17 protein-coding genes and 1 tRNA gene are annotated in these 19,130 nt (G+C 64.0%); 6 read left to right on the top strand and 12 right to left on the bottom strand.

Going from position 1 to position 19,130, the window contains the following annotated elements:
- Positions 1-128: 128 nt before the first annotated feature.
- The 8 genes from AC3FKH_RS00125 to recA form a co-directional block, all read right to left on the bottom strand.
- The gene (locus tag AC3FKH_RS00125; RefSeq protein WP_488671937.1) at positions 129-1,913 is read right to left on the bottom strand and encodes a PglL family O-oligosaccharyltransferase; all 1,785 of its coding nucleotides are present in this window, start codon (positions 1,911-1,913) and stop codon (positions 129-131) included.
- 61 nt (positions 1,914-1,974) lie between these two features.
- Entirely contained in the window at positions 1,975-2,427 is a 453-nt protein-coding gene (locus tag AC3FKH_RS00130; protein WP_488671939.1) for a pilin, read from the bottom strand.
- A 319-nt stretch (positions 2,428-2,746) separates the two neighbouring features.
- Positions 2,747-3,442 carry a TerC family protein gene (locus AC3FKH_RS00135; RefSeq protein WP_488671941.1) on the bottom strand — a complete coding sequence of 232 codons (696 nt, stop codon included), beginning with the start codon at positions 3,440-3,442 and terminating at the stop codon, positions 2,747-2,749.
- A gap of 273 nt (positions 3,443-3,715) precedes the next feature.
- A complete protein-coding gene (sucD, locus tag AC3FKH_RS00140; RefSeq protein WP_483731297.1) occupies positions 3,716-4,597 on the bottom strand; it encodes a succinate--CoA ligase subunit alpha in 882 nt (293 codons plus the stop codon).
- A gap of 88 nt (positions 4,598-4,685) precedes the next feature.
- Positions 4,686-5,855: an ADP-forming succinate--CoA ligase subunit beta gene (gene sucC, locus AC3FKH_RS00145; RefSeq protein ID WP_211948887.1), complete on the bottom strand. Its 1,170-nt coding sequence runs from the start codon at positions 5,853-5,855 to the stop codon at positions 4,686-4,688.
- A gap of 87 nt (positions 5,856-5,942) precedes the next feature.
- The gene (locus tag AC3FKH_RS00150) at positions 5,943-6,617 is read right to left on the bottom strand and encodes a DUF2889 domain-containing protein (RefSeq protein ID WP_488671943.1); all 675 of its coding nucleotides are present in this window, start codon (positions 6,615-6,617) and stop codon (positions 5,943-5,945) included.
- 284 nt (positions 6,618-6,901) lie between these two features.
- Positions 6,902-7,372, bottom strand: coding sequence for a recombination regulator RecX (gene recX / locus AC3FKH_RS00155; protein ID WP_483710500.1), 471 nt, complete (start codon positions 7,370-7,372; stop codon positions 6,902-6,904).
- Between the two features lie 106 nt (positions 7,373-7,478).
- Complete coding sequence (recA, locus tag AC3FKH_RS00160) at positions 7,479-8,540, bottom strand: recombinase RecA (RefSeq protein WP_483710499.1); 1,062 nt, start codon at positions 8,538-8,540, stop codon at positions 7,479-7,481.
- Positions 8,541-8,808: 268 nt separating this feature from the next.
- Between recA and AC3FKH_RS00165 the strand changes: the two genes are divergently transcribed.
- The 5 genes from AC3FKH_RS00165 to AC3FKH_RS00185 all read left to right on the top strand — a co-directional run bounded on the left by AC3FKH_RS00165 (position 8,809) and on the right by AC3FKH_RS00185 (position 13,619).
- Positions 8,809-9,498, top strand: coding sequence for a response regulator (locus tag AC3FKH_RS00165; protein WP_488671946.1), 690 nt, complete (start codon positions 8,809-8,811; stop codon positions 9,496-9,498).
- Positions 9,499-9,567: 69 nt separating this feature from the next.
- A complete protein-coding gene (locus tag AC3FKH_RS00170) occupies positions 9,568-11,112 on the top strand; it encodes a sensor histidine kinase (protein ID WP_488671948.1) in 1,545 nt (514 codons plus the stop codon).
- Positions 11,109-11,429, top strand: a complete 321-nt coding sequence (locus tag AC3FKH_RS00175; RefSeq protein ID WP_488671950.1) for a DUF4212 domain-containing protein — start codon at positions 11,109-11,111, stop codon at positions 11,427-11,429. The genes AC3FKH_RS00170 and AC3FKH_RS00175 overlap by 4 nt, the downstream gene beginning before the upstream one ends.
- Before the next feature lie 267 nt (positions 11,430-11,696).
- A complete protein-coding gene (locus AC3FKH_RS00180; protein ID WP_483710495.1) occupies positions 11,697-13,391 on the top strand; it encodes an MFS transporter in 1,695 nt (564 codons plus the stop codon).
- Between the two features lie 151 nt (positions 13,392-13,542).
- Positions 13,543-13,619: transfer RNA gene (locus AC3FKH_RS00185), tRNA-Met, on the top strand.
- A 194-nt stretch (positions 13,620-13,813) separates the two neighbouring features.
- Here the strand turns inward: AC3FKH_RS00185 and AC3FKH_RS00190 are convergent.
- Together AC3FKH_RS00190 and AC3FKH_RS00195 are read right to left on the bottom strand one after the other, a co-directional pair.
- Positions 13,814-14,452 carry a LuxR C-terminal-related transcriptional regulator gene (locus AC3FKH_RS00190; protein WP_488671952.1) on the bottom strand — a complete coding sequence of 213 codons (639 nt, stop codon included), beginning with the start codon at positions 14,450-14,452 and terminating at the stop codon, positions 13,814-13,816.
- 177 nt (positions 14,453-14,629) lie between these two features.
- Positions 14,630-15,697, bottom strand: a complete 1,068-nt coding sequence (locus tag AC3FKH_RS00195; protein WP_488671953.1) for a CaiB/BaiF CoA transferase family protein — start codon at positions 15,695-15,697, stop codon at positions 14,630-14,632.
- 355 nt (positions 15,698-16,052) lie between these two features.
- On the opposite strand from AC3FKH_RS00195, the gene AC3FKH_RS00200 reads away from it, so the two are divergent.
- Positions 16,053-16,490, top strand: coding sequence for a universal stress protein (locus tag AC3FKH_RS00200; RefSeq protein ID WP_488671954.1), 438 nt, complete (start codon positions 16,053-16,055; stop codon positions 16,488-16,490).
- Between the two features lie 42 nt (positions 16,491-16,532).
- On the opposite strand, the gene AC3FKH_RS00205 is transcribed toward AC3FKH_RS00200, so the two are convergent.
- Both AC3FKH_RS00205 and AC3FKH_RS00210 read right to left on the bottom strand, forming a co-directional pair.
- Entirely contained in the window at positions 16,533-17,573 is a 1,041-nt protein-coding gene (locus AC3FKH_RS00205; RefSeq protein WP_488671956.1) for a serine/threonine protein kinase, read from the bottom strand.
- Positions 17,574-17,592: 19 nt separating this feature from the next.
- Positions 17,593-19,101, bottom strand: a complete 1,509-nt coding sequence (locus AC3FKH_RS00210; RefSeq protein ID WP_488671957.1) for a DEAD/DEAH box helicase — start codon at positions 19,099-19,101, stop codon at positions 17,593-17,595.
- Positions 19,102-19,130 lie beyond the last annotated feature (29 nt).

Below are 19,130 nucleotides of genomic sequence, written 5' to 3' on the forward strand. Positions count from 1 at the left end.
AAAGCATTCGCTTGCGGCCAGCTGGGTTCTGTCCGTAACCTGTCGAAGAGGCGGATCATATCCGAAGCCCCTTCGACCGTCACGCTAGCCAATGCACACCTGGGAATGCGAATAGGCTTGCCTCAATATTACTTCGCGTTCTGTGGGCTAGGTGGACCGTACAGCGCCAACAAGCGCGCCTTGAACTCGCTTACCTGGCCCTTCTGTTCGTCGCACATGCCAACAAGCCACTCGTACTGCTGGTTGAACTGGTCCAAGGCGAAAGACCGGAGCCGCTTGACCTGAAGCAGGGCATCGTCGGTGCGTCCGTCCAAAGCCAGAAGGATAATGTACCGGCGGATGAAGTTCGGAGACGCCGAAATAGCAAGTGCACTCTCATGCATCGAGATCTTTTCCGGCAAGAGTTCCTTGTCGAGCGGCATCTGGCTTACCAAGCCATATCGCGCCCAGTCGGCATAAATGAATGCCGGGTTAGCGAAATAAAGCAACTCACCGCGAGGCCGATATGCAACCTCGGCCTTCCGATAATCGAAACCCGCGAACACGAGTCCAATAGCCATGATACCAAGCAGAGCAGCGCTCGCACTCAGTGATAGCGCCTTCGTCATGCCACGCCAATTGCGTGTTTCAGCCAGACCAACCAATAAGCAGACTGGCAGTAGGAAGAATGCGTAGTTCTGAGGAAACTCGAACATTGCATGGACCGCCACCACGGCAACCATGGTAAGACAATATAAGCGCTCTATATCGGTATTGTTCTTGCGTACCTCATGAATAACGCGCCAAGCCCACAGCATGAACGGCAGGAATACAACAATGGCGCCAATGAGACCTGTTTTGGCGAGCAGATCCAACACAATGTTGTGCGCGTTGTTGGCCATCTCTACGGGGCCTAGACGATCTGCAATCAAGAATTGGGCGCGAACATATTCCCCCCAGCCGACACCAAATAGCGGGTGTTGAAGAAAAACCTCGGTGGCATACCGCCACAACGCCAACCTTAGTGAAATCCCTCCCTCACCCGCCATACGCTGGACAGACGAACTTGCGAGTCGAAGTTCGAAAGTCTGGTTGAGCCAACCTACAAACATCACAGCGAGCAGCAGAAAGCCAAAGGGCAACAGGCCAAACAACGATGCCCGCGACCATCCGGCATAAGGATGTCTCGAACTGAGTCGCATGCGCGCCATTGCTGTCGCGCAGACGACAATTACTGCGGCTTGAATTAGCGGAGTACGCGATGCCGTGAATGCCGCCCCAATACCCAGAATGAGCAATGAGGAAATCAGTGTCAGGCGGCTTAATTTGCCAACACGACGCAGATAGACGACGCTGGCCACCGCCAGTAAGCATACGGTTCCGAAGTGATTGGCCTGGTAGAGATTGGCGAATAGTCTTCGTCCCGCGCCAACGGGAACAGGCGGAAACTCAGCAATCCATGGGAGGTAGTGGGACTCCAGTCCAAACGCCTGTAACCAGGCAATGCCAGACGAGAACAATCCAGCTGCCAGGGTTCCGACCGCGCATGCCTGTAGCAAACGCTTGACCGCCTCGCGGTCTTGGCCAAACAACACACCAGCCTGAATGGCACTTATCGCACACAGTGCAAAAAAAACTGCCAGAAAAGGCTCCACCGGCCGCCCAGCACGAGTCATGCCCAGTTGTACTAGCAGGACGACGATAAAACCAGTCGGTGCCGCTACAGCAGCGGCAATCGGCAACGAATCCCCCTGCCTTACACCAGTCGCTATTGCTAGGATACCCACTAAAATGGCTATAGCAATCGCAAGTGACTCCGCATAGAAGGTCGATATGGGTAACGTATGCGGCGCCACCAAAAACGGTGCTGACCAGATGGCGCTACATAACACCATCGCCACCCTCAGATTCCACTCATCGAATCCAGATTTCACGAAACGATTCTCATGAAAAAAGGGCATCCAAGGATGCCCTTTCGATTCACAGCAAAGTAGCTTAAACGCCCGTTTGCGACTTGGTACAACCCGAATTGGAAGCAGCCCAGGTTACAGCGTTTGAAGTCAGCGTAGGGGTCAGGATAACGCTACAGCCCGTACCCAATTGGCCCTGTGCAGCCATGGTGATGGCTGCACCCGTCCCGATCGAAACCGAGGCGTTGGCCGGCGCCGGCAACGTCGCATAGCCGACTTCACTGGTCAGTTTCGGAACGGAGTCGCAGCTGCCCAAACCACCTGCATTGGTTTGCGTACATTGCGCAATAGCTTGTTTGAGCGGCGCCACCTGCGAATACACATCCGACCAACGGCTACGCGTCACATAATCCTGATACTGCGGAATCGCAATCGCCGCCAAAATACCAATGATCGCCACCACGATCATCAGTTCGATCAGCGTAAAGCCCTTCTGGACCCGACGGCCCAGCTTTTTGATTTGTTGTACCCGTTGCATGAGATGACCCCTCGAAGAGATTTTAGGTTGATGCACTGCACGTCTTCGATTTGTGAAGTGCGGGGAGGATAGAGCAGGTACTGTGCCAGGCATCGATACCCCACTAACAGGGGGCCAGGCGACAAATTTCGTCACCCGCTAAACGTGCACCCATGCTCCAGCACCAAAAATTGTCAGTTGTCTGCCAATGTCTCCTGGCACACCGACAAAATATGCGATAACTCACATAAGTTAGTCCCGAATTTCCGGGCATCCATCAGCAGAAAGGGCAGCCACCAGGGCTGCCCTTTGCTATGCGGCGTTCAGCACGCCCGCTTCGTCAGGCCGTCTGCGCAGCGCGGCGGCTCATCAGTTTGCCGACCACCACCACGAGGATCGCCCCGGCAATACCGAACACCAGGTGGGCGTGCGGCACATTGAGTTCGAACCACGCAGCATCGATCGGATCACTCACCAGCATTTCGCCAGCCAGGTAGCCCAACAGCGCGGCGCCCAGCACGATGATGATCGGGAAGCGCTCCATGACCTTGAGCAGCAGCGTGCTGCCGAACACGATCAGCGGGATCGACAGCCCCAGGCCCAGGATCAGCAGCATCAGCTGGCTGCCTTCGGGGCCCTTCTGCGCGGCAGCAGCCACGGCCACCACGTTGTCCAGGGACATGACGAGGTCGGCGATCAGGATGGTGCGAATGGCTTGCCAGATGTTGTCCTTGGCGTCGTGGCCGTCTTCGTCATCTTCGCCGGTCAGCAGTTGCACGCCGATATAGACCAGCAGCACGGCGCCGACGATCTTCAGGTACGGCAGGCTCAGCAGCTTGACGGCTGCCACCGTCAGCACCACCCGCATGATGATGGCGGCGGCGCTGCCCCAGAAGATGGCCTTCTTCTGTTGCGCGGGCGGCAGGTTGCGCGAGGCGAGCGCGATAACGACCGCGTTGTCGCCGGACAGGACAATGTTGGTCAGGATGATCGATCCCAACGCAATCCAGAACGTGGTGGAAGACAGCAGTTCCACGGCAGTGCTCCTCGAGGTTTTCTATCTAATATGTCCGACCGCGCCCGATTGCGGCAGTTCGGATGTCTGAAAAAACAGACATGTATAGCGTGCGAACCTTTCGATTCGATTTCAAGTCAGAGGCAAACTTCTCGGGAAATACCCTAGGAAGCCCTTCGCCACAATGACATTGCCCCCGCACTTGGCGGGGGCAATCCCGCTCCCAGCCACGCCGGAGCGGTTCCACACAGGGCCTTGCGCGCCGCATGAGCGCGCCGGGCCTGGATGTGTGACTTACAGCTTGGCCTTCAGCAGGCGAGCCATTTCCGACGGGTTCTTGGTCACCGTGATACCGCAGGCTTCCATGATTTCCAGCTTGGCCTGGGCGGTGTCGGCACCACCCGAGATCAGCGCGCCGGCGTGGCCCATGCGCTTGCCCGGAGGCGCAGTGACACCAGCGATGAAGCCAACCACCGGCTTCTTCATGTTGTCCTTGATCCAGTGGGCCGCATTGGCTTCATCCGGACCGCCGATCTCACCGATCATGACCACGGCGTCCGTATCCGGATCGTCGTTGAACATCTTCATGACGTCGATGTGCTTCAGGCCGTTGATCGGGTCGCCGCCGATACCGACAGCCGACGACTGGCCCAGGCCCAGCGCGGTCAGCTGGCCCACGGCTTCGTACGTCAGCGTGCCCGAGCGCGACACCACGCCGATGCGGCCCTTGCGGTGGATGTGGCCCGGCATGATGCCGATCTTGATTTCGTCCGGCGTGATCAGGCCCGGGCAGTTCGGTCCCAGCAGCAGGGTCTTCTTGTTCTCGCGGCGCATGCGGTCCTTGACTTCCATCATGTCGCGCACGGGGATGCCTTCGGTGATGCAGACCACCAGGTCCAGGTCGGCGTCAACGGCTTCCCAGATGGCGGCAGCGGCGCCTGCGGGCGGCACGTAGATGACGGAAACGGTGGCGCCGGTCTGGGCCTTGGCATCCTTCACGCTGGCGTAGATGGGAATGCCTTCGAAGTCTTCGCCGGCCTTCTTCGGGTTCACGCCTGCGACGAAGCAGTTCTTGCCGTTGGCGTAGTCACGGCAGCCACGGGTGTGGAACTGGCCGGTCTTGCCAGTGATGCCCTGGGTGATGACCTTGGTGTCTTTGTTGATCAGAATCGACATACGTTATTCCTTTGCTTGGCTCTGGCAGCACGGGCACGCAGCCACGCGCGCTGCCCCAGTCCGCTTGAATGTGGTTTCGGCGCCCGGATTACTTCTTGCCGGCGGCAGCAGCCACAACCTTCTGGGCGGCTTCTTCCATGGTGTCGGCAGCGATGATCGGCAGGCCCGAATCGGCCAGCATCTTCTTGCCCAGGTCTTCGTTGGTGCCCTTCATGCGGACCACCAGCGGCACCGTCAGGTTCACGGCCTTCGACGCCGAGATCACGCCTTCGGCGATCACGTCGCAGCGCATGATGCCGCCGAAGATGTTGACCAGGATGGCTTCAACGTTCGGGTTGCTCAGCATCAGCTTGAAGGCTTCGGTCACCTTCTCGGTGGTGGCACCGCCGCCCACGTCGAGGAAGTTGGCCGGCTCGCCGCCGAACAGCTTGATGGTGTCCATGGTGGCCATGGCCAGGCCGGCGCCGTTCACCAGGCAGCCGATGTTGCCGTCCAGCGAGATGTAGGCCAGGTCGAACTTCGAGGCTTCGATTTCGTTGGCGTCTTCTTCATCCAGGTCGCGGTAGGCGACGATTTCCGGGTGACGGAACAGCGCGTTCGAGTCGAAGTTGAACTTGGCGTCCAGCGCGATGACCTTGCCTTCGCCGGTCAGGATCAGCGGGTTGATTTCGGCCAGCGAAGCGTCGGTGTCGTAGAACGCCTTGTACAGGCCTTGGAGGGCCTGGCGAGCCTGGGCCACCGATGCGTCGGGCACGCCGATCTTGCGGGCGATGTCGTCGGCGTCAGCGTCGGTCAGGCCGGTCGACGGCTCGATGATCAGCGTGTGGATCTTTTCCGGGGTGTGGGCAGCGACTTCCTCGATGTCCATGCCGCCTTCGCTCGATGCCATCAGGGCGATCTTCTGCGAAACGCGGTCCACCACCAGCGAAACGTACAGTTCCTTCTTGATGTCGGCGCCTTCTTCGATCAGCAGGCGGTTGACCTTCTTGCCTTCCGGACCGGTCTGGTGCGTGACCAGCTGCATGCCCAGGATGTTGGTGGCGTAGGTCTTGACGTCGTCGATGCTCTTGGCAACCTTCACGCCGCCGCCCTTGCCGCGGCCACCCGCATGAATCTGTGCCTTGACCACCCAAACCGGGCCGCCAAGCTCTTCTGCGGCCTTCAGGGCCTCGGCAACCGAGAACGCGGGGATGCCGCGCGGAACCGGCACATTGTATTTGCGCAGGATTTCCTTGCCTTGGTACTCATGGATATTCATGCGTGTTTCCTTTCGGGTAGGCGTAAAAGGTAGAAGGGAAGAATCTGAAAGAAGACGAACTCTCTCGTCCGTGGCCGATCCTGAGGATCAGCCGGAAGTGCCGGTTGGCCGGTCGTACGGAACATTGCCGTGGCCGGCAGCCGCTTGCGCCTGAGGCGTGTTAGCAGCGGCCTGCTCCGCCTCGGCCCGAACCTTGGGCTTCGGCTGGTGACCATACCAGCGTGGGTAAAACTCTCGAACCACCTCGCCATCGAAACGCAGCGCGTGGCAGCCGTTCAACTGGTAAGGGGGTTCGGGATTGGGATCGTCGTCGGCACCATCGCGAATGCTGATGACTTCGCCCGCGAATGCCTGGATTGCGGCGCTAGGCAGCACGCCGGCGGCTTCGGTCAGGTGCGAGCAGCCCTGGATGCCCGACAGGCGATCGCGCACCGCCTTGCGGAAGCCCTTGCGCAGGTTCAGTCCGATCAGCTTGCGGTAAGCCGGGCCGATCTGGTCGCATTGCGTCGGATACGGCACCCAGTCGGAACAAGCCTCTGCATCCAGCACGTTCAGTTGCTCGTCGATCGTGACGCGCAGCCACAGGTCGTGCAGTGGCTGGCCAACCGGTCGGATCCGGCCGCCCGCCAGGTCAATGTCACGCGGCTTGGTGTCGGTCAGGTTGACCTCGATGTCCCACAAGCCGTCTTCCCTGAGGTAAGCCTGGGCCGTAATGGCGCGGGTATGACGCAGGGAACGGTTGACGGGCTGGGAAAGAGGCATGACCAGACTGGGAATACGGGGGCAAGGTACCGTGGAAAGGCAACGGCGCCGAAAAACCCGAAGAGTTTAACATGCCGGACCGCTTTGCCCGGGAACATCCGCATGCGCCAAGTGTCGGCGCCGGATTGTCGGCCAACCGGAGCGGAAAACCGGCGGATAAAAGCCATATGGCCGCTCCCGGTGGCGGACTCGGCCCGCGGCGTAGCCGGCATACGGCCGAATACACTTGTCGCCAGTACTGGTATTGCCCTGAACACAGGCCCGATACGCGGGCCGGCCGCCCCCTATTCCATCCCGTCGGGATACTCGTCCTCGGCGCCCTGGATCACCTTGCCGATGACCGAGCGCGAAAAACCGCGCGCCATCATGAAACGGATCTGCTTGGCCCGCTCTTCCGGCGTGGCGGGCGGGGTGCCAAAGCGCTTGCGCCAGACCTCGCGCGCGCGCTCGGGCTCGGACTCACGCAGGCGATCTCGCAATTCGCCCAATTGCTCGCTGCCAAGCTGGTGAGTCTTGGCCTCCTGGATGACGCGGGCGGCACCGTAGCGGCTGCCGCGCCGGTGCAGCAGGCTATCGGCAAAGCGCTGGTTGGACAGCCAGTTCTCGCGCTCGAGCGCGTCGAGCAGCTGTTCGAGCTGCTCGGGGGATTCCGCGTGCGGCGCCAGCTTGCGCGCCAGTTCGGCCCGGCTGTGCTCGCGGCGCGACAGGTAGCCTACGGCGCGGGCCTTGAGGGAAAGCGGGGGTCGGGTGGCCATCGGCGCAATTTGGAATTCGGAATTCGGAATTCGGGTAAGGCGGGAAACAAAAAAGGCTGGCGCATCGGCAATGCGCCAGCCCCTGGAGCGTGCCTCTCGGCAGCGCTCAGTCTTGTTCCACGACCGCGGCCGCCTGCACGCCATTCATCGGCGCCACGCCCAGCGCGGTGCGGACCTTGTTCTCGATCTCCTGGGCAATGTCCGGGTTCTCGCGCAGGAACTCGCGCGCATTGTCCTTGCCCTGGCCGATCTTGTCGCCGTTGTAGCTGTACCAGGCGCCCGACTTCTCGACGATCTTGGCGTCCACGCCCAGGTCGATGATCTCGCCCTGGCGCGAAATACCCTGGCCGTAGAGGATATCGAAGAAGGCCTCGCGGAACGGCGGCGACACCTTGTTCTTGACCACCTTGACCTTGGTCTCGTTGCCGATCACGTCGTCGCCCTTCTTGATCGAACCGATACGACGGATATCCAGGCGCACGGAGGCATAGAACTTCAGTGCATTGCCGCCCGTGGTGGTTTCGGGCGAACCGAACATCACGCCGATCTTCATGCGAATCTGGTTGATGAAGATCACCAGGCAGTTGGTGCGTTTGATGGTGCCGGTCAGCTTGCGCAGCGCCTGGCTCATCAGGCGCGCCTGCAGGCCGGGCAGCGAGTCGCCCATTTCGCCTTCGATTTCGGCCTTGGGGACCAGCGCGGCCACCGAGTCGATGACGATCAGGTCGACCGAGCCCGAGCGCACCAGCGCATCGGTGATTTCCAGCGCCTGCTCGCCGGTGTCCGGCTGCGAGATCAGCAGGTCGCCGACGTTCACGCCCAGCTTGCCCGCGTAGTTGACGTCGAGCGCGTGCTCGGCATCGATAAAGGCGCAGGTGCCACCCAGCTTCTGCATTTCGGCCACGACCTGCAGCGTCAGCGTGGTCTTGCCCGACGATTCCGGACCATAGATCTCGACCACGCGCCCGCGCGGCAGGCCGCCGACGCCAAGGGCGATGTCCAGGCCGAGCGAGCCCGTGGACACCACCTGGATATCCTTTTCGACCTCGCCATCGCCCAGGCGCATGATCGAGCCCTTGCCGAACTGCTTCTCGATCTGGGAGAGCGCGGCGGCAAGCGCCTTCTGCTTCTCGGCGCTCACGCCGGCACCTGCCTTCTTGTCGTCCATGGTCGTCCTTGAGTCAAATGTTGAGTCAATGGTGGTATAAAGGGTCGAATGTGGCGCGGCACCGGCATTTCAGACTTTTCCGATTGCTGCCGACCGGTTTACCGATCTTGCGCCTCAACTGCAAAATCACCCGACTGCCTGCACAGCCGCCTTCTGCTGCGGCCTGCGCGGAATGTGCGGGTACTGTATAAAAAAACAGTATGCTTGGCAAGCCCTGTCCGCATTGTTTGCGTGGCGGCTGGCAATGCCGGCCGTGGTGGAGACAACCATGCGCATTCTGATCGCCGAAGATGACGATGTGCTGGCCGACGGCCTGACGCGCTCGTTGCGTCACTCCGGTTATGCCGTCGACCATGTCACGAATGGCCTGGAGGCCGATTCCGCGCTATCGACCCAGAATTTCGACCTGCTGATCCTGGACCTGGGGCTGCCGCGCATGCCGGGCCTGGAAGTCCTGAAGCGCCTGCGCGCGCGCGGCGCCATGCTGCCGGTGCTGATCCTGACCGCCGCGGACAGCGTGGGCGAGCGCGTCAAGGGCCTGGATCTGGGCGCCGACGACTATATGGCCAAGCCGTTCGCGCTGACCGAACTTGAGGCCCGGGTGCGCGCGCTGGTACGACGCGGCGCAGGCGGCGGCGCCACGCTGATGCGCCATGGCCCCCTGTCCTTCGACCAGGTGGGTCGCATTGCCTATATGAACGATCAGATGCTGGACCTGTCGGCGCGCGAAATCGGACTACTGGAAATCCTGCTGACGCGCAGCGGGCGGCTGGTCTCCAAGGAACAACTGGTCGACCACCTGTGCGAATGGGGCGAGGAAGTCAGCAATAACGCGATCGAGGTCTACGTGCACCGGCTGCGCAAGAAGATCGAGGTCGGCGGCATCCGCATCGCCACCGTGCGCGGACTGGGCTATTGCCTGGAAAAATTCCAGCCGGCCGTGGCCGCCCCGAACTAAGGCGTCCGCGCGCCGTTCCCGTCCACGCAGCCGATCACTCGACCGAAACCGCCTACAACCTTTACCGAGATGAGCCAGCTGCGACTGCCATGGCGGCATCGGCCCGCCAAGGATCCCGCGCCCCCTTCCGGCGCCTCCGATCCCGACGACCTGGCCGACGCCCTGCCCCATCTGGAGGAAAGCACCGCCCACCCCGCCCCGCGCTCGCTGTTCGGCGAGATCCTGGACTGGATGCTGGCGCCGCTGCTCCTGCTGTGGCCGATGAGCATCGCCGTCACGTACCTGGTGGCGAAGTCGATCGCCAACGGGCCGTTTGATCGCGCACTCGAAGCCAGCGCCATCGTGCTGTCGCAGCAGGTCCGCGAAGTGAACGGGCGCGTCACGCTGCAACTGCCGTTGTCGGCGCGAGAGATCCTGCGCGCGGACGAGACCGACAACATCTACTACCAGGTCGTCGGCAAGCGCGGCGAGTATGTCGCCGGCGACCACGACCTGCCGCTGCCATCCGAAGAAGACCAGGGCCATCCCGGCCTGGTCTCCCTGCGCGATGACCGCGTGGCGGGCAACGACGTGCGCGTGGCCTACACCTATGTCGATCTCAAGAACGTCGGCGGTACCCAGCCCGTGCTGGTGCAGGTGGCAGAAACCCTCGACAAGCGCGCGCGTCTCGCCAACGAGATCATCAAGGGCGTGATCCTGCCGCAGTTCGTGATCCTGCCGCTGGCCGTGGTGCTGGTGTGGTTCGGGCTCACGCGCGGGCTCGCGCCGCTCACGGCGATCCAGCAGCGTATCCGCGCGCGCAATCCCGGCGATACCAGCCCCATCGACGAGCGCGCCGCGCCGCAAGAGATCACGCCGCTGGTCGCGTCGTTCAACGAGCTGCTGGCGCGGCTGGACCAGTCGGTGCAGACGCAGAAGCGTTTTATCGCCGATGCCGCGCACCAGATGAAGACTCCGCTGGCCGGACTGCGCATGCAGGCGGAACTGGCGCAGCGCGACCAGTCGCCGGAGGAATTGCGCCGGTCGCTGGCGCAGATTGCGGGCAGTTCCGAACGCACGGCGCACCTGGTCACGCAGTTGCTGTCGCTCGCGCGCATGGAGAACCTGGCTGGCGCGGGCAGCATGGCCGCGCTCGACCTGGCCGCATTGGCGCGCGACGTGGTGAAGGACTGGCTGCCGCGCGCCTGGGCCCGGCAGATCGACCTGGGGCTCGATGCCAGCGACCATCCGGTCATGGTCCAGGGCAATCGCCTGATGCTCACCGAAATGCTCAATAACCTGATCGACAACGCCATCCGCTACACACCGCCCCACGGGCATGCCACCGTGCGCGTCAGCGCCGATGCGTTCGAACCATTCGCCTATCTTGATGTGGAGGACACCGGGCCGGGCATTGCGCCGGCGGACCGCGAGCGCGTGATGGAACGGTTCTATCGCGTGCTGGGCACCAACACCGAAGGCAGCGGCCTGGGCCTGGCCATCGTCCGGGAGATCGTGCAGCAGCATGGCGGCGAAATCCGGATCGACGACCACGTCTACCAGCAGGAGCCTCGGCTGGCCGGCGCGCGGTTCCGCATCACGTTGCGGCAGCCGGCACCGGAGCTGGCGGCATGAGCACGCCTGCCCCGCCCGATCCGGCGCTCAAGCGCGCCTGGCGGCGCAACCAGCACTGGATCTGCGCACTGCTCGCGATCTGGTTCGTGGTCACCTTCGTCGTCAGCTGGTTCGCCCGCGACTTGCGCTTTGACTTCTTCGGCTGGCCGTTCTCGTTCTGGATGGGGGCCCAGGGCGCGCTGGTGGTCTACGTCCTGATGACCGCGCTCTATGCCTGGCGCATGAACCGGTCCGACGACGAAGCTGACGAGGGCGCCGCCGACGCTCCCCCACCTTCGCAGGGCATCAATGCGGACGCCGGCAAGGATGCTGCTTAGCACCAAGCCGGCATAGCGCGAGCGCACGGCGTTCGCCGCACTTGCCTCCTCGCAATGCAGCAACAAAAGTGCCGGTTCATGCGCTGTGCGGGCTAGCGTATACCCCGACGCTTTGCGCGCCAGACGGCGGAAATCTGTCAGAACTCAGTAAGTTTCGCCTCCCAAAATCCATGCAGCTCCGGTGCCTATGGCTCCGCAGCGCGCCATGTCTTGCGGTGCGTCCGCGGCCTCGCCGGTGAACCATTTCAGACGGAGGGAGACAACAACATGGCAAACCCGCAGAACGTAGCGATGCCTGGAGGCAGCGCGCAACATGCGCCGATGACGACCGAGGAGAAGAAGGTCATTCTGGCCTCGTCGCTCGGCACGGTGTTCGAGTGGTATGACTTTTACCTGTACGGCTCGCTGGCGGCAGTGATCGCCAAGCAGTTCTTCGCCGGCCTGGATCCCACCTCCGCCTTCATCTTCGCACTGCTGGCCTTCGCCGCCGGCTTTATCGTGCGCCCCTTCGGCGCGCTGGTGTTTGGCCGCCTCGGCGACATGATCGGCCGCAAGTACACCTTCCTGGTGACGATCCTGATCATGGGCCTGTCGACGTTCATCGTCGGCCTGCTGCCCGGCTTTGCCACCATCGGCTGGGCCGCCCCGATCATCCTGATCGCACTGCGCATGCTGCAGGGCCTGGCGCTCGGCGGCGAGTACGGCGGTGCCGCCACCTACGTGGCGGAACACGCGCCGCACGGCAAGCGCGGGTCCTACACGGCCTGGATCCAGACCACCGCGACGCTGGGCCTGTTCCTGTCGCTGATCGTGATCCTGCTGTGCCGTGAACTGACCGGCGCCAATTTCGACGCCTGGGGCTGGCGCATTCCGTTCCTGGTCTCGATCCTGCTGCTGGCCATGTCGGTGTACATCCGCCTGTCGATGAGCGAATCGCCGGCGTTCCAGCGCATGAAGGCCGAAGGCAAGACCTCGAAGGCTCCGCTGACCGAATCCTTCGGCCAGTGGCGCAACCTGAAGATCGTGATCCTGGCGCTGCTGGGCCTGACCGCCGGCCAGGCCGTGGTCTGGTACACGGGCCAGTTCTACTCGCTGTTCTTCCTGACCCAGGTGCTGAAGGTCGACGCCAAGACGGCCAACCTGCTGATCGCCGGCGCGCTGGTGATCGGCACGCCGTTCTTCCTGTTCTTCGGCTCGCTGTCGGACAAGATCGGCCGCAAGTGGATCATCATGATCGGCTGCGCCCTGGCCGTGCTGACCTACTTCCCGCTGTTCAAGGCGATGACCCACTATGCCAACCCGGCACTGGAACGCGCCCAGCAGTCGGCACAGATCGTGGTCACCGCGGATCCGGCAAGCTGCTCGTTCCAGGGCAGCCCGATCGCCCGCGAAATCGACTTCCGCAGCTCGTGCGACATCGTCAAGCGTACGCTGGCCCAGGCATCGGCCAGCTATGAAGTGGTAGCCGCCCCGGCCGGTACGGTGGCATCGGTGAAGATCGGCGACAAGGAGATCAAGTCCTTCGACGCCACGGTGACCACGGGCGCGTTCGACGACGCCAGCAAGAAGCAGATCGCCGAGTTCAAGAAGGCCGTCGGCGCCGAGATGTCCGCGCACGGCTACCCGACCAAGGCGGATCCGGCCCAGATGAATACGATCATGGTGCTGGTGATCCTGGTGATCCTGGTGATCTACGTGACCATGGTCTACGGCCCGATCGCGGCGATGCTGGTCGAGATGTTCCCGACGCGCATCCGCTACACCTCGATGTCGCTGCCCTACCATATCGGCAATGGCTGGTTCGGCGGCTTGCTGCCCACCATCTCGTTCGCGCTCGTGGCGCAGAACGGCAACATCTACTACGGCCTCTGGTACCCGATCATCATCGCCGCAGTCACCTTCGTGATCGGCGCGCTGTTCGTGCGCGAAACCAAGGACGTGGATATCTACGCGAACGACTGAGCCAACCCTTTGAGGCAAGACCGATCCGGTAATCGGTCGCTCCAGCCGGCAGGCCGCAAGGCCTGCCGGTTTTCTTTTCACGCCCGTGTCATCATCTTTTCAAAGAGGTGTTGACAGGTCGTAAATTCCCGGTAGAATAGCGGTCTCTGTTGGCGAATTAGCTCAGTCGGTTAGAGCGACGGAATCATAATCCGCAGGTCCGGGGTTCGAGTCCCTGATTCGCCACCATCTATTCTCAAAGGGGGTTAGCGCAAGCTAACCCCCTTTGTCTTTCCGGGTTCCGGGTTCCGTTAAGCGGTCCCGTCTTCGCCAGCGACTACGCTACTGCGACGCGGTCATTCAGAATGGCCGCACTTCCCGCGCTCGGTCTCGCCTGCCATCTCGGCGTGGTCCGGTGGCACCTGACCTACCAGGGACAGCCATCACAGCAACCGGTGCCGTCGCGCATAGTCGACCATCTCGACGACGGACTCCACATTCAGCTTGCACATGATGTTGGTCTTGTGGGTGCTCACGGTCTTGCTGCTGATCAGCAGCAGCGCGGCGATCTCCTTGTTCGAGTGTCCGCGCGCCAGGTACTGGAGCACCATGAGTTCGCGCTCGGTCAGCCGCGCCAGCCTGCCGGCAGACGGCAGGCGCAGCAGGCGTGCGGCTTCCAGCGTCTGCGTGGGAAACACCAGGTAGCCCGACATCACGCCCTGCGCGGCCTGGACCATTTCCGCCAGGTCCCGCTGGCGCGACACGAAGCCATGGGCCCCTGCGCGCAGCGCCTGCACCGGCGCCATCGTGGCATCGCTGTCGGACAACACCAGCAGCCGCACCGCCGGATAGCCGGTGGCCAGCCGCCTGATCAGCGCGATGCCGGCCTGGCCAAGCGTGTCCAGCTCGATCACCACGAGCCGTGGCTGGCGATCACGCACCAGCTGCCGGGCCAGCCGCACGTTGTCGGCCAGCAGCGTCCGGCGCGCGCCGAGCGCATGGGCGATCTGCCACGATGCCTCGCCGGGCGGCGCAGGCCGTGCATCGACGATCAGGGCTTCATCGAACGAGGTGGGGTCCAACGCGCGGCTCCTTGTTGAAGGACTACCGCGAAGATTAGGTCGTGGGCTCCACGCCGGATCGGCGAAACGGCTGCATTTGCATGCATACTTGTCGCAACCGAGCCGAAGAATTTCTGCGTCCGGGGCGGGCTCGGGGCGCGCTATACGCCCGCCTCCCGTAACGCGGTCAGCTCCCGCTCAGGACGGCTTGGCCGGCGAGAAGCGCGGCGCCGGCGTGGAGCGCGCGACTTCGCGATCGCCCTGGCGGTGCAGGCGGTAGGTGCCGCGCGCCTGGTTGTGCGGATGGCGTGCCGCTTCGTCCAGCGTGAGCACGCGGGCAAAGCAGACGTCGGTACCGCCGAGCAGCGATTCCCAGTGCGTGCTGGGACGCGAAGCGATCAGCGCCGCGATGCGCGCCTTCACCGTCGGCCACTGCGCGCGGTCATACTGCGCGGCCGGATCGATGTCCGTGAGTTCGAGGCGCTCGAGCAGTTCGCGGTAGAACTGCGGCTCGAGCGCGCCGAGCGTGATGGCGCGGCCATCGGCACACGCATAGACATCGTAGAACGGGGAGTCATGGAAGGCGCTGGGCTGCGGGCCGCCCAGCGTGCCGGCCGCGCGCGATACCTGCACCAGCGAACCGAGCATGGCGACGATGTCGGTGATCGCCGCATCCACCACGCAGCCCTGCCCGCTCGAACGCGCGTGCAGGATGGCGCTGGTGATGCCGAACGCCAGGCCGAGCGCCCCCGTGGCATCGCCGACCACCGTGGGCGGCACCATCGGCAGCGCGCCGTCGCGCGCGGCCATCGACAGCAGGCCGGTCAGCGCAATGTAGTTCAGGTCGTGCCCGGCGCTGTGCGCGAGCGGGCCGGTCTGGCCCCAGCCGGTCATGCGGCCGTAGACCAGGCGCGGGTTGCGCGCATGGCATTGCGCCGGACCCAGCCCCAGGCGTTCCATGGCGCCCGGGCGCAGTCCCTCGATCAGCGCGTCGGCGCCGGCCACCAGGTCCAGCGCGGCAGCCACGTCCTCCGGAGACTTCAGGTTGAGCTGCACCACGGTCTTGCCATGCTCGAGTTCCATCTCTGCCGGCACGTTCTGCCCACGCAGGATTCGCCGCGCATCCGGGGCAACCGGACGGGTCACCAGCGTAACTTCCGCGCCAAGGCCAGCCAGCATGGCACCGCACAGCGGCCCCGGACCGATCCCTTCGAATTCCACTACCTTGACGCCACGCAGGGGCAGGAGGTTGCCGCTTTCACTCATGTTTGCTGTCTCCGTCGACGCGTCCGGCCCGCCGGATCGCCTGATGTTCTGGGGTAGAAAGGCCGGGCGCCATGTCGCGGCAGCGCCAGCCGGGCTGGGCACATGCTAAGCGGGCTTACCAGTGGGCGGCAATGGCTAAATGTGTCAGGCGCCTTGACATATCCTGCTGCATTTCCACACTGGAACCGCAAGAGGAAATCTCCGAGTCACTTGATCTAAATCTGATTGTGGCGAAAGACTTGCTGCCATGATGGTGAGGGACGGCCCGCCGCCGCTTCATCGATCCGCGGCGCCGATCCTGCCTATCCTATAACCTGGCGTGTCCGTTCAGCGCCCCCTCCAGGAGATTCCCGCCATGACCAATATCGTGCTCGCCACCGACGGATCGGCCTTCAGCGACGCGGCCGCCCGCTTCATCGCCGAAGGCAAGCTGTTGCAAAGCGGCTTTACCGTCCATGTGGTGCACGTCGCGCCCGAAGTCAGCGGACAGGTCCGCGCCTTTGTCAGCAAGGAAACCATCGACGCCTGGCATCAGGAGGCCAGCGACAAGGCCATGGCCGGCGTGTGCGAGATTCTTTCTGCGGCCGGCATTCCGTTCGAGCGCCATGCGCTGCACGGTTTCGCGCCGGAGCGCATTGTCGCCTACGCGCGCTCGGCGGATGCACAGGCCGTCGTCATGGGCACGCACGGCCGGGGCTCGTTCTTTGATGCGGTGATCGGATCCGTGGCGGGCCGCGTGCTGGCGCAGGCGCCATGCCCGGTGCTGCTGGTCAAGGCGCCCGAAAAGGGCTGAAGGGGAGCGGGTCGACCGCTACCTCGCCGTTCCAGCAGAGTCTCAGGCGCCCCACAGGGGCGCTTCTTCCATCAGCGCGACTTGCTCGCGCAATTCCAGGATGCGGTCCTGCCAGTAGCGCGCCGTTCCGAACCACGGAAACGCCGCCGGAAAAGCGGGATCGCGCCAGCGGCTGGCCAGCCAGGCGCTGTAATGGAGCAGCCGCAGCGTGCGCAGCGCTTCCACCAGCCACAGTTCGCGTGGCGCGAACTCGGCAAAGTCTTCGTAGCCCGCGACGATATCGGCCAGCTGGTCCTGCATGGCGGCACGGTCGCCTTCGAGCAGCATCCACAGGTCCTGCACGGCGGGCGCCATGCGGCTATCGTCGAAATCCACGAAATGCGGACCTGCGGCGGCCAGCCCCGTGGCCCGGGCGTCGTCGCCGTCGATCCACAGCACGTTGCCACGATGGCAATCGCCATGCACGCGCAGCAGGCGCACGTCGCCGGCGCGGTCATAGCAGCGGCGCACGCCGTCCAGCGCAAGGTCCACCACTGCCTGCCACGGTTCGCGCAGATCGGCCGGGATACAGTCGTGTGCGATCAGCCAGTCGCGCGATGCCACGCCGAAGGTCTGCACGTCGAGCACCGGTCGCGCCTGATAGGCATGGGTAGAACCCACGGCGTGGATGCGCCCGATGAAACGGCCGAGCCAGGTCAGCGTGTCGGTGCGGTCCAGCGCGGGTTCGCGGCCGCCGCAGCGGGCAAAGACCGAAAAGCGGAAATCTTCATGGCGTTGCAGCGTGCTGCCGTCCGGTCCGGCCAGCGCCGGCACCGCGGGAATCTCGGCATCGGCGAGTTGCTGCACGAAGGCATGCTCTTCGAGGATGGCCGCGTCGGGCCAGCGGCCGGGCCGATAGAACTTGGCCACCACAGGCTTGGCGTCCTCGATGCCGATCTGCCAGACCCGGTTCTCGTAGCTGTTGAGCGCCAGCAGCCGGCCGTCTGGGCGCATGCCCGCCGACTCGAGCGCATCGAGGATCAGCTCGGGCGTCAGCCCCGCGAACGGGATGCCGCTGTCGCCGGATGCGTGACGTGCGCTCATGCCTTCGGGCCTGGAGGGCTCAGCGCCCGCGCTTGGCCGGCGTGCCGCCAAGCAGCGCGGCCTGCGCCGGGCGACGGTTGCGTGCGGGGGCGCCGGCGCCTTCCTGCGTCGGCCGCGGCTGGCCTGCGCTGCGCGGCTGGGCCGGCGCGGCATTGCGGCTTGCGCCACCCTGCCCGCGGCCGGATTCGCCACCGGCATGGCTGGCGCCGCCACGTGGCGCATTCTGGGCAGAACGCTGGCGCGGTTGTGCTGGCTTGCCTGCCGCGGGCGCTGCCGCCTTGGGCTGGGCGCGGCCACGTCCACCGCCCTGTCCGCCACCACCGCCACCACCGCCGCCACCCTGGCCACGCTGTTGGCGGCCCTTCTGGATCGGCTCCGCCGCGATGCTCGGATCCACCTCGAAGCCGGGCAGTACCGTCTGCTCCAACTTGCGCTTGATCAGGCGTTCGATATCGCGCAGCAGGCCGTGCTCGTCCACGCAGACCAGCGAGATCGCCTCGCCCTCCGCGCCCGCGCGGCCCGTACGGCCGATGCGGTGCACATAGTCCTCGGGCACGTTGGGCAGGTCGAAGTTGACCACGTGCGGCAACTGGTCGATGTCGATGCCGCGCGCTGCGATATCGGTCGCCACCAGCAGGCGCAGCGTGCCGGCCTTGAATTCCGACAGCGCGCGCGTGCGCGCCGACTGGCTCTTGTTGCCGTGGATCGCCAGCGCCGACAGGCCCTCCTTGGTCAACTGCTCGGCCAGGCGGTTGGCGCCGTGCTTGGTGCGCGTGAACACCAGCACCTGGTGCCAGTCATGCTGGCGCACCAGGTGTGCCAGCAGTTCGCGCTTGCGTTCGCGGTCCACCGGATAGACGCGCTGCTCGACGGTCTCGGCCGTGGTGTTGCGGCGCGCGACCTCGATCGAAGCCGGGTTGTTCAGCAGCCGGTCCGCCAGCCCGCGGATCTCGTCCGAGAACGTAGCCGAGAACAACAGGTTCTGGCGCTTCGGCGGCAGGACGTTGAGGACCTTGCGGATGTCGTGGATAAAGCCCATGTCGAGCATGCGGTCGGCTTCATCGAGCACCAGCAATTCGACGTGCGAGAGGTCGATCGTGCGCTGGGACACATGGTCGAGCAGACGGCCAGGCGTTGCCACGACGATGTCCACGCCGCGCCGCAATTGTTCGATCTGCGGGTTGATGCCGACCCCGCCGAACATCACCATCGAGCGCAGCTTGAGATGCTTGCCGTAATTGCGCACGCTTTCTTCCACCTGGGCGGCAAGCTCGCGCGTGGGGGTCAGCACCAGCGCGCGCACCACCGGCCGGCCCGGGCGCTGCGCGCCGGATTCGGACAGCAGTTGCAGCATCGGCAGCGTGAAGCCGGCCGTCTTGCCGGTACCGGTCTGGGCGCCGGCAAGCAGGTCGCCGCCTTTGAGGATGGCGGGAATTGCCTGGGCCTGGATGGGAGTCGGGGTGGTGTAGCCCTGTTCGGCCACGGCCCGCACAAGCTTGTCGGACAAGCCGAGTTCGGAGAAAGACATGAATGGATGCTTCGGCCGTCTGCTGCGCG

The sequence above is a fragment of the Cupriavidus sp. 21MJTG02-4 genome, assembly GCF_057798975.1.

Coding starts and splice junctions, on each gene's coding strand:
- AC3FKH_RS00130 (WP_488671939.1), bottom strand. CDS start 2,427: ATGCAACGGGTACAACAAATCAAAAAGCTGGGCCGTCGGGTCCAGAAG.
- sucD (WP_483731297.1), bottom strand. CDS start 4,597: ATGTCGATTCTGATCAACAAAGACACCAAGGTCATCACCCAGGGCATC.
- sucC (WP_211948887.1), bottom strand. CDS start 5,855: ATGAATATCCATGAGTACCAAGGCAAGGAAATCCTGCGCAAATACAAT.
- AC3FKH_RS00150 (WP_488671943.1), bottom strand. CDS start 6,617: ATGCCTCTTTCCCAGCCCGTCAACCGTTCCCTGCGTCATACCCGCGCC.
- recX (WP_483710500.1), bottom strand. CDS start 7,372: ATGGCCACCCGACCCCCGCTTTCCCTCAAGGCCCGCGCCGTAGGCTAC.
- recA (WP_483710499.1), bottom strand. CDS start 8,540: ATGGACGACAAGAAGGCAGGTGCCGGCGTGAGCGCCGAGAAGCAGAAG.
- AC3FKH_RS00165 (WP_488671946.1), top strand. CDS start 8,809: ATGCGCATTCTGATCGCCGAAGATGACGATGTGCTGGCCGACGGCCTG.
- AC3FKH_RS00170 (WP_488671948.1), top strand. CDS start 9,568: ATGAGCCAGCTGCGACTGCCATGGCGGCATCGGCCCGCCAAGGATCCC.
- AC3FKH_RS00175 (WP_488671950.1), top strand. CDS start 11,109: ATGAGCACGCCTGCCCCGCCCGATCCGGCGCTCAAGCGCGCCTGGCGG.
- AC3FKH_RS00180 (WP_483710495.1), top strand. CDS start 11,697: ATGGCAAACCCGCAGAACGTAGCGATGCCTGGAGGCAGCGCGCAACAT.
- AC3FKH_RS00195 (WP_488671953.1), bottom strand. CDS start 15,697: ATGAGTGAAAGCGGCAACCTCCTGCCCCTGCGTGGCGTCAAGGTAGTG.
- AC3FKH_RS00200 (WP_488671954.1), top strand. CDS start 16,053: ATGACCAATATCGTGCTCGCCACCGACGGATCGGCCTTCAGCGACGCG.
- AC3FKH_RS00205 (WP_488671956.1), bottom strand. CDS start 17,573: ATGAGCGCACGTCACGCATCCGGCGACAGCGGCATCCCGTTCGCGGGG.
- AC3FKH_RS00210 (WP_488671957.1), bottom strand. CDS start 19,101: ATGTCTTTCTCCGAACTCGGCTTGTCCGACAAGCTTGTGCGGGCCGTG.